At 60.1% G+C, this 13,781-nt stretch carries 14 protein-coding genes and 1 tRNA gene; 14 read left to right on the forward strand and 1 reads right to left on the reverse strand.

Going from position 1 to position 13,781, the window contains the following annotated elements:
• Positions 1–284: 284 nt before the first annotated feature.
• On the forward strand, positions 285–764 hold the full coding sequence (locus tag WC529_06745) for a hydrolase (GenBank protein ID MFA5113971.1): 480 nt from the start codon (positions 285–287) through the stop codon (positions 762–764).
• Here WC529_06745 and WC529_06750 read toward each other — a convergent pair.
• Complete coding sequence (locus tag WC529_06750) at positions 761–2,386, reverse strand: hypothetical protein (protein MFA5113972.1); 1,626 nt, start codon at positions 2,384–2,386, stop codon at positions 761–763. The two genes, WC529_06745 and WC529_06750, sit on opposite strands and share 4 nt — an antisense overlap.
• A gap of 86 nt (positions 2,387–2,472) precedes the next feature.
• On the opposite strand from WC529_06750, the gene WC529_06755 reads away from it, so the two are divergent.
• From WC529_06755 to glf, 13 genes are all read left to right on the forward strand, one after another.
• Complete coding sequence (locus WC529_06755; protein ID MFA5113973.1) at positions 2,473–2,991, forward strand: hypothetical protein; 519 nt, start codon at positions 2,473–2,475, stop codon at positions 2,989–2,991.
• 6 nt (positions 2,992–2,997) lie between these two features.
• Positions 2,998–3,654 (forward strand): DNA alkylation repair protein, encoded by a 657-nt coding sequence (locus WC529_06760; protein ID MFA5113974.1) that lies wholly within the window; start codon positions 2,998–3,000, stop codon positions 3,652–3,654.
• Positions 3,655–3,685: 31 nt separating this feature from the next.
• A complete protein-coding gene (locus WC529_06765) occupies positions 3,686–4,771 on the forward strand; it encodes a hypothetical protein (GenBank protein ID MFA5113975.1) in 1,086 nt (361 codons plus the stop codon).
• Positions 4,772–4,816: 45 nt separating this feature from the next.
• Positions 4,817–6,379: a citramalate synthase gene (cimA, locus tag WC529_06770; protein ID MFA5113976.1), complete on the forward strand. Its 1,563-nt coding sequence runs from the start codon at positions 4,817–4,819 to the stop codon at positions 6,377–6,379.
• A complete protein-coding gene (lysA, locus tag WC529_06775) occupies positions 6,376–7,632 on the forward strand; it encodes a diaminopimelate decarboxylase (protein MFA5113977.1) in 1,257 nt (418 codons plus the stop codon). Before cimA ends, lysA begins: the two co-directional genes overlap by 4 nt.
• Positions 7,619–8,419: a diadenylate cyclase CdaA gene (gene cdaA / locus WC529_06780; GenBank protein MFA5113978.1), complete on the forward strand. Its 801-nt coding sequence runs from the start codon at positions 7,619–7,621 to the stop codon at positions 8,417–8,419. The genes lysA and cdaA overlap by 14 nt, the downstream gene beginning before the upstream one ends.
• The gene (gene panB, locus WC529_06785) at positions 8,398–9,102 is read left to right on the forward strand and encodes a 3-methyl-2-oxobutanoate hydroxymethyltransferase (protein MFA5113979.1); all 705 of its coding nucleotides are present in this window, start codon (positions 8,398–8,400) and stop codon (positions 9,100–9,102) included. The genes cdaA and panB overlap by 22 nt, the downstream gene beginning before the upstream one ends.
• 2 nt (positions 9,103–9,104) lie before the next feature.
• Positions 9,105–9,178: transfer RNA gene (locus WC529_06790), tRNA-Arg, on the forward strand.
• Between the two features lie 7 nt (positions 9,179–9,185).
• Positions 9,186–9,692, forward strand: a complete 507-nt coding sequence (locus WC529_06795) for a shikimate kinase (GenBank protein MFA5113980.1) — start codon at positions 9,186–9,188, stop codon at positions 9,690–9,692.
• A complete protein-coding gene (gene aroB / locus WC529_06800) occupies positions 9,674–10,783 on the forward strand; it encodes a 3-dehydroquinate synthase (GenBank protein ID MFA5113981.1) in 1,110 nt (369 codons plus the stop codon). Before WC529_06795 ends, aroB begins: the two co-directional genes overlap by 19 nt.
• Positions 10,780–11,940, forward strand: coding sequence for a tyrosine--tRNA ligase (gene tyrS, locus WC529_06805; protein ID MFA5113982.1), 1,161 nt, complete (start codon positions 10,780–10,782; stop codon positions 11,938–11,940). Before aroB ends, tyrS begins: the two co-directional genes overlap by 4 nt.
• Entirely contained in the window at positions 11,937–12,656 is a 720-nt protein-coding gene (locus WC529_06810; protein MFA5113983.1) for a glycosyltransferase family 2 protein, read from the forward strand. The genes tyrS and WC529_06810 overlap by 4 nt, the downstream gene beginning before the upstream one ends.
• Positions 12,649–13,761 carry a UDP-galactopyranose mutase gene (glf, locus tag WC529_06815; GenBank protein ID MFA5113984.1) on the forward strand — a complete coding sequence of 371 codons (1,113 nt, stop codon included), beginning with the start codon at positions 12,649–12,651 and terminating at the stop codon, positions 13,759–13,761. The genes WC529_06810 and glf overlap by 8 nt, the downstream gene beginning before the upstream one ends.
• Positions 13,762–13,781 lie beyond the last annotated feature (20 nt).

The following is a 13,781-nucleotide window of genomic DNA, read 5'->3' on the forward strand; positions in this document are numbered from 1 at the left end:
GCCCTCGACGTGTTTGGTGCTGGTTATGGGTTTTGGGGGACCGTTCTTGCTCTCTTCATCCATCTTATCCCGTCATTTATCCTGATTGCCTGCTTAGTTATCGCTTGGAAAAGGGAAATGGTCGGCGGAGGGCTTTTTCTAATAATGGGGGTTATCTTTACTATATTCTTTCACACTTATCGCCGGCTCGATATATTCCTGATCATTAGTCTGCCGTTGCTTCTGATCGGCGCGCTGTTTATAATTAGCGGAGTCAGCAAGGGGAGGAAACGATAACCATGCCAATGAGCAAAGACGATTGCTGCCCCAAGTTCGACCCCAAACCGTGGGAAGAAAAGACGCATAACTGGAACAATAAGCCGTTCGTCAGGGAAACTATCCCGCAGATCTTCCATATCCCGATCTTCTGGATGTACGGCGCGGCGGTGACGCGGATGTGGAAACGGGTGCAGGAGGCGGGGGCGGCGCCGGACATGAAAGATTTTATCCTGATGAGCTACGACCCTTCGCCCTGGAAGTCCGAACTGTACATGACCGTGACCAAAGAAGTCCCCGGCGCGGAAAACGTTAAAATATCCGGCACATTCATCAGCAAGGTCTTCGACGGCCCCTACAGCGCCCCGCCCAAATGGATCAAAGAATTCGATAAATACCTGGCAGGCAAGGGGAAGAAAGCGTTAAAATATTACTTCTACTTCACTTATTGCCCCAGGTGCAGCAAGAAATACGGCCATAATTACTGCGTGGTGTTCGCGCAGGTCTAAATATCGGGATTTAAAGCGTCGATGATCCCGAAGACCGGATAACCGCGATAGAAGAAATGGTTGTCCCCCAGAATGTCGCTTAATTCGTTGAAGCCGATAACTTCCTCCCTGACCAGTTTTTTAAAGGCGTTCAGGGTGGCGGCCGAACCGTCGACCTTGTGCCAGAAAGGGACCCAGGTGCCGCCTTTTTGCGCGCTGTGCCCGTTCAGGTTAAAAGTGATCAGCCGCGCGGCGAACGGCGCTTCGTTGTTATCGAGCGCGTCTTCGTTCGGCCAGAATTCGATCAGCTTGAGCCGGCGGCCGAATTCCCTGACTTGAGAAACCACCCGGCCGTTGACCCCCTCGATCCCGGTAACCGATAAATTGAAAGCGTTCTGGCGAATGGTCCGCAATAACATCGGCCGCCGCCGGCCGTATAAATTGACCTGCTTGACCGGCCAAAGCTCGGTCCTGGTCCGGTCGCCGGCTGTCGCAAAAAGAAAGTTCCCCAGCTTGACCGTGGCTGCCCGCTCTTCGCGGCTTCCCCAGTCCAGGTCGAACCAGACGATCTCCCATTCCCCGTCGTTCCGGCGGGCGACGACCTGGCCGTGCGGAACGATCGGCAGAGCACCGGCTTCTTTGGCCGCCGCGTCGGGCCAGGAATAGAAGGTTTTCTCCTCTCCTTCGTTAACGATCGTCCCCGTCACCGCGTCGAACCCCGTAAACCCGGCTAACTGCACGTAACCGCCGGGCAGATGCAGCCGGACAGAACCGCCAATGACCGTCCGCTCCCCGATCTCGTGGGCCGCGCCGACCGCTTGCTCTGCCAGCAGGAAACCCTTGATCCGCGAGTTCACCAGATGAGCGTATTGCGTTGGAGACGACGGCGTGGCAAAGAACAGCTCCGGCTTGCTCAGGGGCGCCCAGCCGCCGTCTGTTCCTTTTTTCGCCAGGACCAAACCTTTGATCAGGCGTTCCCCCCGGTCGGCGTCGGCTTCATTGGCGTAAAAACGGGCGACGATCTTGCCGTCCTCTTCCGTGATCAGGGAAAAAACTTTCTCGTATCCCTGGAAACCGTCGAGATACGACTGCCGGCCATGAAAACTGTAGGTCAGGCGGGCGATCGGCCGGTTGACGTTCCAAAAACGGCGCAGGACATTGCTGCCCAGCCCGCCGGTCAGTGCAACGGTCAGCGCTCTGTTGGCCCGGATCAATTGCTGGTGTTCCGTCAGCGCGCTTAGTGTTACCGGTTCCAGGAGGATCTGCCACCAGCCGTCTCTCTTTTCCGCCAGAACGCATTGGAGCGCCGCTTTTTCCGCTAAACCCCAATCGTTTTTGCTCTTCCAGCCGTATAACACTTTGACCGGCATGGCCGAGAGCGTTTCTTCCCTGACGCCGACAAAGAGCTTGCTTATCCCCCGGAGACCGCCGAGCACTTTGATCTCTTCGTTGCCGCTCTTCAGGCCGAGATGCAGACGCTCCCGGTGGACGGGATACTCTTTGTAGAAAACAGCTCCGCCCGCGTCTTGCGTCAGGAACTGCCGCAAACCGTGTTTAATGGAATGGGCCCGGCCCGCTAAAACCGGTTGGCGGGCAAAGATCCCTTGGGGTCTAATATTGCTGCTGCCGATCGAACTTCCCATCTCCGGTATATCCGGCAAAAAGGAGCGATAATTTCAGCGGTTTTCCGGCCGGAAAGTGCTATAATTTTTCCGAAAGGGAGGACGAAATGAAAACTAAAACGATCGCGCTGGTGCTGTTAATGACCTTCTCGCTCGGTATCGCCGCCCAGGCGGCGCCGCCCACGGCGACCGACCGGATCAAGAATATGGCCAACGAAGAATCGGCGTGGCGCTGGGGGAGCGGCTTGATCAAGCTGGCTGTCGGCGGCGCGGTGACGGCGGCCGGCTATTCGCTTTTTGCGATCAGGGATAATTTATTTGTCGCCCTGGCCACGATCCCGCTCGGCATCACGATCATGGTCCCGGGAGTTGTCGTGATGGGTTGGGGCGGTTATGATCTCCTCTTCGGCTCGCGCGAATACGAGAACGAGTACGATAAGCTGAAGCTCTCCACCGACCCGGCGCGCGAAGATCTGGCGCTCCAGTACTTGAAAACGAAATCGGAGCAGGATAAACAGAGCCGCCAGCCGAGCTTTTGGAACGCCTTCGGCCTCTTCTCCATGTTCGAAACGCCGGCCGAACGGGAGTATAACGGCTACCTGAAAGAGCAAGGCGCGGCCAAATAACCGGGAATGGATAGTAAGGCGGTAGTTGCCCTGCTCAAGAAGCACCGGAACCCCCGGAATGTCGCCGGTATGGCCCGCTTTGGCATCAACGCCAAGAATACCCTTGGCCTTAGCATGCCTTTCCTCCGGTCGCTGGGGAAAAAGCTCGGCAAGGACCATCAGTTAGCCCTCCAACTCTGGAAAACCGGGATCCACGAAGCGCGGATCCTGGCCGGGCTCATTGACGACCCGAAACAAGTGACCGTTAAACAGATGGAGAGCTGGGTCAAGGATTTCGACTCGTGGGATATTTGCGACCAGGTGATCATGAACCTGTTCGACCGGACCCCGTTCGCTTGGCCAAAGGCGAAAAAGTGGGCGCGGGATAAAAGAGAGTTCGTCCGTCGGGCCGGGTTCGCCATGATGGCGTCGCTGGCCGTCCACGATAAAAAAACGCCGGACAAGCAATTTCTGCCGCTTTTCCCCCTGATCGAAAAATATTCGACCGACGAGCGGAACTTCGTCAAAAAAGCGGTCAACTGGGCTTTGCGGCAGATCGGCAAGAGAAGGGTGGGGACTAGGCCGACGGCCATTGCCCTGGCAAAAAAACTCGCGCAAAGCGGCTCCGCGCCGGCCAGATGGAACGGCAAGGACGCCTTGCGGGAATTGACGGAAAGGGCTTGAGTCCCGCCCAATATTCAGATAGGATTGCAGCATGAGAACTTTCGCTAAAGGGGCTACTTTATTTTACGTTTCCTGCGGGGCAGCAGTGCTCCTCCTGGCGGCCCTGGCTTCCTGGGGCCTCGGTTGCGGCCAGGGGACACAGTCCCCGCCGACCACGACCACGACCGCCGCGCCGGTCGCTACGACCACGACCACCGTGACGCCGACCACGACCGCGGCGCCGGGCTCAACCACTACGACCGCCGGCCCCGGTCCGACGACCGGCGCACCCGCCACGACGACGACCACCACCACGACCGCCACGACCACGACAACGGTCAGCGGCGGGGCGATCATTATCGACCACACCTGCACCGACATCACCCAAATCCCGCAATCGGCCATCGAGCAGGCGAAAAACACCCTGCATATCGGCTACGGGCATACGTCGCACGGCAGCCAGCTTAGCACCGGCATGACCGGCTTGATCGCCTTTGCCAACGGCGGCGGGCTGGGGCTCTCGCTCCCGAACAATATTTTCCAGTACAGCGCGTCCGGCAGCTCGGGCGGAACTTACCTCCATATGTTCGAGGGTAACGGCTCTTACCTGGCGAACGATTGCGGCTATTATCCCGACTGGGTCAACGAGACCCGGGAATACCTGGATTCCCATCCAACCATCAACGTCATCATGTGGTCGTGGTGCGGCCAGGCCTCGAGCCGGACCGAGCAGACGATGATCGACACTTATCTTCTCCCCATGAGCTCGCTGGAAGCGGATTATCCGGGGGTGAAATTCGTCTACATGACCGGGCACGCGGACGGGTCGGGCCTGACCGGCAACCTGCACCTGCGCGACCAGCAGATCCGGCAGTACTGCATCGATCACGGCAAGATCCTGTACGACTTTTACGATATCGAATGCTACGACCCGGACGGCGTTTACTACGGGGATAAGCACGTGACGGACAACTGCGATTACGACGGCGGCCATAACTGGGCGACCGACTGGCAAAGCGCTCACACGCAAGACGTCGACTGGTTCGACTGCTCGCCCGCCCACACGCAGGCCTTGAACGGTAACCGGAAGGCCTATGCCGCCTGGTGGCTCTTCGCGCGTCTGGCCGGTTGGGACTAAAACTGACCCCTGCGCCGCCCGGTAAAGTTATGTTATAATTCTCCTATGCAGGTCAAGCTATTTGATACAACTTTACGCGATGGCGCCCAGACCGAGGGCATCTCCTTTTCGCTGGAGGACAAGCTAAAAATCGCCAAACTGCTCGACGAGCTAGGCGTCCACTACATCGAAGGCGGCTGGCCCGGTTCCAACCCCAAAGATATCGAATTTTTCAAGGCGATCAAGGACGTCAAGCTAAAGAACGCGAAGATCGTCGCTTTCTCTTCGACCCGCCGCCCGGGCGTTAAAGTCGAGGATGATAAGAACATTGTGACCTTGCTGGCGGCGGAGACGCCGGCCGTCTCGATCTTCGGCAAGAGCTGGGATTTTCACGTCACCGACGCGCTCAAGACGACGCTGGCCGAAAATCTATTGATGATCAGCGAGACGATCGCTTTTGCCAAGAAAGCGGGCAAAGAGGTCATTTTTGACGCCGAACACTTTTTCGACGGCTATAAAGCGAATCCGGAATACGCCCTGAAGGTCCTCAAGACGGCGGAAGCGGCGGGAGCGGACGTCCTCTGCCTCTGCGATACGAACGGCGGCACGCTCGCCTTTGAAGGACAAAAGATCATCGGCGAGGTCAAGGGGAAGGTCAAGAAACCGCTCGGCATCCACGCCCACAACGATTCCGAATGCGCCGTCTCGCTCTCCGGGATGGCGGTCTACTGCGGCTGTACTCACGTCCAGGGGACGATCAACGGCCTCGGCGAGCGCTGCGGCAACGCCAATCTCTGCTCGATCATCCCGCTGTTGAAACTGAAAGTCAAGGCCGATTGCGTTAGCGACGAACAGTTGACGAAACTGACCGAGATCTCGCGCCATATCGCCGAGATCGCCAACCTGCCGCAGTCGGCGCACCAACCGTACGTCGGCCGCTCGGCGTTCTCCCACAAAGGGGGGATCCACGTCAGCGCCGTCGTCAAACACCCGGGGACCTATGAGCACGTCAAGCCGGAACTGGTCGGCAACGAGCGCCGGGTGACGATCTCCGAGCTCTCCGGCGTCAGCAACCTGCTGGTCAAGGCCGAGGAGTACGGTGTCAACCTGAAAAAAGAAGCGCCCGAGACCAAAGAGCTGATCAAGACGCTCAAAGAGCTGGAGAACCAGGGCTATTCGTTCGAAGAGGGCGAGGGGTCGTTCGAACTGATGCTGAAAAAAGCGGTCGGCAAGTATGAGCCGTATTTTACGCTGGAAGAGTTCAAGGTCAATTCGCAGAAAGAAGCGTCCAAGCTCTTTAACAGCTCGGCCCACGTCAAGGTCAGCGTCCGGGGGAAACACTACGACGCGAGCGGCGAAGGGGACGGCCCGGTCAACGCTTTAGACACCGCTTTGCGCAAAGTCCTGGAAAATATCTATCCGGCGGTCAAAGAGATGAAATTGACCGACTATAAGGTCCGCGTCCTCGATTCCGCCGCCGGCACCGCCGCCCGGGTCCGCGTGATCGTCGAATCGGCCGACGAAAAGGACGTGTGGAACACCGTCGGCGTCTCCACCAACGTGATCGAGGCGTCGTGGCTGGCGCTGGTCGACGCGATCGAATATAAGCTGATGATGGAGGCGCAATGAGCTTACCCCTGACCGCCAAAACGAATAAGCACGGGCGCCTGGAAGTCGGCGGCTGCGACGCCGTCGAATTGGCCAAAGAGTTCGGCACGCCGCTCTACGTCGTCGACGAAAAGACGCTCCGCGACCGCTGCCGCGATTACGTTGATTCCTTCAAACAGGCGTACCCGAACAGCGAAGTCGCTTTTGCCTGCAAGGCGCTCTGCGCCGTCGGCATCGCCCGGATCGCGCAAAGCGAGGGGCTCGGCTTCGACGTTTCGTCGGGCGGCGAGCTTTATACCGTGCTCAAAGCCGGGGCGGACCCGCAGAAAATCTATTTCCACGGCAACAACAAGCCGCTCAAGGAGCTGGCCGAAGGGTTGGACGCCGGGATCGGCCGCTTCATGATCGACAACGAACAGGAGCTCGGCAACCTGGAAAAGCTCGCCGCGCAAAAGGGGACCAGGGCGCACGTCATGGTCCGCGTCAACCCGGGGATCGAAGCGCACACCCACGAGTTCGTCCAGACCGGTAAGATCGATTCCAAGTTCGGCGTCCCGCTCGACCAGCTGGCAGACTTCGTCGCCGCGGTCAAAAAATGCAAAATGGTCCAATTAATGGGTTTTCACGCCCACATCGGTTCGCAGATCCTCGACGCCAAGCCGTTCATTGAGGAAGCGAAGCTGCTGCTGGAGCTGACGCAAAAGTACCGGACGAGCGAGATCGGCCTGGGCGGCGGGATCGGCATCTCTTACCTGCCGGAACAGAAGCCGCCGACCATTAAAGAGTTCGCCGCCGGGATCGCCGGCGTCCTGAAAGGGAAGACCGACGCGAAACTGATAGTGGAGCCGGGACGCTCGATCGTCGGCCAGGCGGGGATCACCCTCTACACCGTCGGCGTCGTCAAGAACATCCCCGGCGTCCGTAAGTACGTCATCGTCGACGGCGGAATGTCGGACAACCCGCGGCCGATCCTCTACGACGCCAAATACGAGGCGCTGCTGGCCAATAAGGCGGGAGCGCAGGCGGACGAAACGGTCCGCGTGGTCGGCCGGTTCTGCGAGTCGGGCGATATCCTGATCAAGGAGGCGCCGCTCCCGTCCGTCACGCCGGGCGATATCCTGGCGACGACCTGCACCGGCGCCTACAACTATTCGATGGCGTCCAATTATAACCGCGTGCCGCGGCCGGCCATGGTGCTGGTCAACAACGGGCGGGCGTCGGTCGTTATCAAGCGCGAAAGCTACGACGACCTGGTGGCCAATGACGCCGCTTGAACTCCGCTGGCTCGATTTCGTCGACATCGCGATCGTCGCGGTGATCGTCTATTACATCCTCTCCTGGCTGCAGGGGACGCGGGCGCTCTCCGTTATCCGCGGGTTCCTGCTGATCCTGCTCGTTTACGTCGGCGGCCGCTACTTCGGCCTCTACACGATCAACTGGCTGTTCGACCGCTTTGCCGCGATCATCGCTTTGATGCTGATCATCCTCTTCCAGCCGGAACTCCGCCGGATGCTGGAGCGGTTCGGCCGCGGCCGGTTCGTCGGCACGCTCGGCCTGGGCCCGGCGCCGCACGGCAGCTACTTTGTCCGCCACCTGGTCAAGGCCGCCGAGCAGATGGCGGAAGAAAAGACCGGCGCGCTGATCATCATCGAGCGGGCGACGGGCTTGAACGAATACCAGGAGTCGGGGACCAAGGTCGACGGCCTGATCTCCGCCGAGCTGCTCCTCTCGATCTTTAACACCCGCTCGCCGCTCCACGACGGCGCCGTCATCGTCCAGGGGGAGCGGGTCATGGCCGCCAGCTGCCTGCTGCCGATCTCCGAAAGCCGCCTGCTCGACAAGCGGCTCGGCACCCGGCACCGCGCGGCGGTCGGCATCTCCGAAGTCTCCGACGCGCTGGCGATCGTCATCTCGGAAAAGACCGGCACCATCTCCCTGGCGGAGAACGGCTACCTGACCCGCTACCTGACCAAGGACATGCTGGAAGAGAAGCTCTTTTCGCTCTACAAGGTCGAGAAACCGAAGAACGGGTTATTGCCGTGGAAAAAAACGAGAAAGTAACGGTCGCGAAGGTCCGTCAGGCCAAAAAGATCGTAATGCTGACCGCCTACGACTATCCGTTCGCCCGGATCCTGGACGAGGCGGGGAGCGACATCGTGCTGGTCGGCGATTCGCTGGGGAACGTCGTTCTGGGTCATAAAAATACCCGTCCGGTCACCATGGCGGACATGGTCCACCATACTAAAGCCGCGGCCAGAGGGGTCAAGCGAGCGCTGCTGGTGGCGGATATGCCTTACCGCTCGGTCTCGGTGCGGAACGCCAAACGGTTGATCGGCGCCGGCGCCCGGGCGGTCAAGATCGAGGGGCTCAAAGGGGTCAAGTCCGTGATCGAAGCGGGAATCCCGGTGATGGGGCATTTAGGCTATCTGCCCCAGACCATGGGGAAACCCAAGGTCCAACGATCGGTGAAACTGCTCAAGCAGGCCAGGGCTTTGGCGGCGGCGGGCGTGTTCGCGATCACCCTGGAAATGGTGGAGCCGCAGCTGGCCAGAGCGATAACGGCGGCGGTCTCGGTGCCGACTATTGGCATCGGCTCCGGCCCGTTTTGCGACGGCCAGGTCCTGGTCTCTTACGATCTCCTGGGTTTAAGCGATTGGACGCCGCGCTTTGTCCGGCCAAAGGCCAACCTGAAAAAGGCGGCGCTCAAGGCGATCAGGAATTTTATCGGCGAGGTACGAGCTTGATTGCCCCCGTAGCTCAGATGGACAGAGCAGCGGTTTCCTAAACCGTTGGTCGCGAGTTCGAATCCCGCCGGGGGCAATGAAGTATGAACATCGTACTGATCGGATTTATGGGGGCCGGCAAGACCGCGGTCGGCCGGCAATTGGCGCAGGATCTGGGTTATAATTACCTGGATACCGACGAGCTGATCGAGCAGACCGAAAAGCGGAGCGTCGCGGAGATCTTCGCCAAGGAAGGCGAGGCGCATTTCCGCGACCTGGAGACGGAGGTCTTGCAGACGCTCCAGGATTACGACGGCTTTGTCCTGGCGACCGGCGGCGGGATGGTGCTCCGGCCGGACAACGTCGCGCTCCTCCAGGCACTCGGCCCGGTTGTCCTGCTCTGGGCGGATCCGGCGACGATCCACCAGCGGATCAAGAGCGAGACGCACCGGCCGTTATTGAAAGTTGCCGACCCGCTGGCGGAGATCGAGCGGCGGCTGGGGGAAAGGGAGCCGTACTACCGCCAGGCGGCCGAGACGACGGTTAATACGCCGGGCAAAGAACCGGCGGAAATAGCAGAGGAAATAAAAGAATGGCTAAAGTCAAAGTAGACCTGAAAGAGCGCGGTTACGAGATCCAGATCGGCTCCGGCACGCTGGCCGAGCTGGGGAAATATCTCCAGGAGGCGAAGCTGGGGCGGGACGTCTTTATCATCACCGATCCGCTGGTCAACGACCTGTACGGCGACACCGTGCGCCGGGGGATCAAGGCGAAGTGCAAGACGATCGAGGTCCAGCGCGGCGAGCGGTACAAGAACCTGCGCGAAGCGGCCAAGCTCTACGACACGCTGGTGAAAATGAGCGCCCACCGCGATTCCCTGATCATCGGGCTGGGGGGCGGCGTGATCGGCGACCTGGCCGGTTTCATCGCCGCGACCTACATGCGCGGGATCAGCTACCTGCCGGTGCCGACGACGCTGCTCGCCCAGGTCGACGCGGCGATCGGCGGCAAGACAGGCGTCAACCACCCGAAGGGGAAGAACCTGATCGGCTGCTTCTACCAGCCGAAGGGGGTCTACATCGACGTCGCCACGCTGGCCACGCTGCCGGCGCGCGAGCTGCGGACCGGCCTGGCGGAAGTGGTCAAGTACGGCGTGATCGAGGACGCCGACTTCTTCAAGTTCCTGGAAGCGAACGCCCACCACCTGAACACCAAGGCGTTCGAGAACGAGGAGAGCAAGCAGGCGGCGCTCAAGCTCTGGCAAACGATCGTCCTGGAGGCGGTCAAGGTCAAGGCGAAGATCGTGGAGAAGGACGAGAAGGAGAAAAGCCTGCGGATGGTCCTCAACTACGGCCACACGATCGGCCACGCCGTCGAATCGCTGACCCGCTACCGGGCCTACAACCACGGCGAAGCGGTGGGGATCGGCATGCTGGCGGCGGCGCTGATCGCCAATAAGATGCGGATGCTCGACAACGAAGGGGTGCAGCGGCTCAAGGGCTTGTTGGAGAAACTGGAACTGCCGACGCGGCTCGACGGGCTGCCGGCCAAGAAACTGATCGCTTACCTGGGGATGGACAAGAAGGTCAAGGCCGGCAAGGTCAACTTTGTCCTGCCGGAAAAGCTCGGCCGCGTCGTGATCCGCAACGACGTGCCGGCCGGCGTCATCAAGCAGGCGCTGGCGGAACTGGGGGCGGCATGAGCGATCTGGAGCTGATCAAGCGCGGCGCCAGCGAGCTGATCCCGGAAGAAGAGCTGTCGGCCAAGCTGCAGAAGGGGCGGCCGCTGAAGATCAAGTGGGGGGCGGACCCGTCAGCCCCCGATATCCACCTCGGCCACACCGTTATCCTGAACAAGCTCCGGCAGTTCCAGGATTTGGGCCACGAGGTCATTTTCATTATCGGCGATTTTACCGCCCGGATCGGCGATCCGACCGGTAAATCGGAGACCCGCAAACCGTTGACCGAGGAAGAAGTGGCCAAGAACGCGAAAACTTACCAGGACCAGGTATTCAGGATACTCGACCCGCAGAAGACGAAGGTCGTCTATAACAGCCACTGGCTCAAGAAGCTGACGATCGAGGATACGATCAGGTTGGCCGGTAAATACACGGTGGCCCGGATGCTGGAGCGCGACGATTTCATGAACCGTTTCGAGAAAGAACGGCCGATCTCGATCCACGAATTCCTTTATCCGCTGATCCAGGGGTACGATTCGGTGGAGGTCAAGGCGGACGTCGAGGTCGGCGGGACCGACCAGAAGTTCAATATGCTCGTCGGCCGGGAGCTCCAGCGGGAGTTTAACGAGGAGCCGCAGGTCATCCTGACCCTTCCCCTGCTGGAGGGGACCGACGGGGTCCAGAAGATGAGCAAGTCGCTCGGTAATTATATCGGGATCACCGAGCCGCCGGCCCAGATCTTCGGCAAGACGATGTCGATCTCCGATCCGCTGATGCACCGCTATTACGAGCTGCTGACCGATAAGCCGTTGGCCGAGGTCAAGGCGCTGCACCCGAAAGAGGCGAAGAAGCAGCTGGCGCGCATTTTAGTCGCCCGGTTCTATTCGGAGCGGGAAGCGCTCGCGGCCGAAGCGGAGTTCGAAAATGTCTTTAAGTCCGGGGGAAAACCCCAGGATAGAAAAGAAGTCAGATTACCAAAAAGGGATAGTTGGGGGATAATTGATGTTGTGGTTTCGACCGGATGTGCTGATTCAAAATCGGAAGCGAAACGTTTATTAGATCAAAAAGGGGTTTCGCTTGATGATTCGTTTGTCAGCGACAATACTCTGCTCGTTGACCAAACAAAACAACACGAGTTAAAAGTCGGGAAACGCCGTTTTGTCCGTATCGTATTTGAATGATCGCAGTGCGCCAGCTTGAAGTTGTTGTCCCCGCATATAACGAAGCTGCCGGCATTACTCCCGCGGTCGAACACGTTATCGGCGCCATTTTGGACCGGGTCGAGCATAGCCGGCTGATCGTCGTCAACGACGGGAGTCGCGACGCGACCGGAGAGATCCTCCGGGGCTTGACCGCTAAATACCCCCTCCAGCTCAAGGTCATTAACCAGGCGAATAAAGGGCATGGGCCGGCGCTCTACCACGGGATCGAAGAGAGCGAGGCCCCCTGGCTGCTGCTGCTCGACGCCGACGAGCAGATCGACCTCGGTTCGTTCCCGGCATTTTGGGCGGAGCGGGAGAGCGCCGACCTGATCATCGGCCGGCGCGTCGACCGGCAAGACCCGCCGGTCCGCCTGGCGATCTCCCGCGTCCTCCAGTGGATCATCCGCCTGTTCCTCGGCACCGCTCTGTTGGACGCCAACGTCCCGTTCAAGCTGGTCCGGCGAACGCTCTGGCTGGAAGCGCGGCAATATATCGGGCCGGAGGCGCTGGTCCCGTCGGCCATGCTGGCGGTGGCGGCCAAGAAGCTCGGCTACCGGGTCAAGGAGATCCCCGTCCGTCACGCACCGCGGCGGAGCGGCGAAGTTAAGCTCCGTAAATGGCGCCTGTTCGTCTTTTCCGCCCGGGCATTTGGCGAGCTGCTGGCCTTTAGCCGGCGATTGAGCGAACATGGATAAATGCGATTACCTGGTGGTCGGCCTCGGTTTTGCCGGCGCGGTGCTGGCGGAGCGGCTGGCGGCGGCCGGCAAGAAAGTGATCGCGATCGACCAGCGCGACCACCTCGGCGGCAACAGCTTCGACCAGCCGGGCGCCGACGGGATCCTGGTCCATAAATACGGCCCGCACATCTTTCACACCAATTCCCGGGTCGTCTGGGAATACCTGGCCCGCTTTACCGACTGGCAGCCGTACGAACACAAGGTCAAGGCGCAGGTCGCGGGCCGCCTGGTCACTTTACCGGTCAACCTGAACACGGTCGACGAACTGTTCGACCACCGCGAAGCGAACGAGATCACTTCGGCGCTGATCGGCCGGTTCGGCGCCGGCAAACGGGTGCCGATCTTGGAGCTGCGCCGGGCGACCGAGCCGCTTATCCGCCAGCTGGCGGACCGGGTCTACGAGCAACTGTTCCTGCACTATACCGTGAAGCAGTGGGGGATGACGCCGGAAGAGATCAGCCCGCAGGTCACCGCCCGGGTCCCGGTCTGGACCGACCGCGACGACCGCTATTTCCGCGACGCTTTCCAGGGGATGCCGGCCGCCGGCTACGGCGAACTTTTCCGGCGGCTGCTCGACCGGCCGAACCTCGAGGTCCGGCTGAAGACCCCGTTCAAGGCGGTCAGGGAGAAAGTCAGCTGGAAAAAGCTGATCTACACCGGGCCGATCGACGAGTTTTTCAGCTACTGCTTCGGCCGCCTGCCGTACCGGTCGCTGGAATTCAAGCCGGAGACCGTCAACCAGGAGTTCTTCCAGCCGGTCGCGGTCGTCAATTACCCCGGACCGGAGCCGTTCACCCGGATCACCGAGTTCAAACGGCTGACCGGACAGAAAGCCCCGCGGACCGTGATCAGCCGGGAATACCCGAAAGCGTTCACGGGGGAAGGGGATATCCCGTACTACCCGGTGCCACTGAAGGAGAACCACGACCGCTTTTTCCAGTACGAGGAGATCGCGGCCAAGCAGCCGGAAGTGCTCTTCCTCGGCCGGTTGGGCCAGTACCGCTACATTAATATGGACGAAGCGGTGGCCCAGTCGCTCCAGCTGTCGCTGGACATCTATTAACGACCGGTACTTGACAAGAA

This window comes from Candidatus Margulisiibacteriota bacterium (assembly GCA_041650855.1).
Lineage (GTDB): Bacteria > Margulisbacteria > WOR-1 > O2-12-FULL-45-9 > XYB2-FULL-48-7 > JALOPZ01.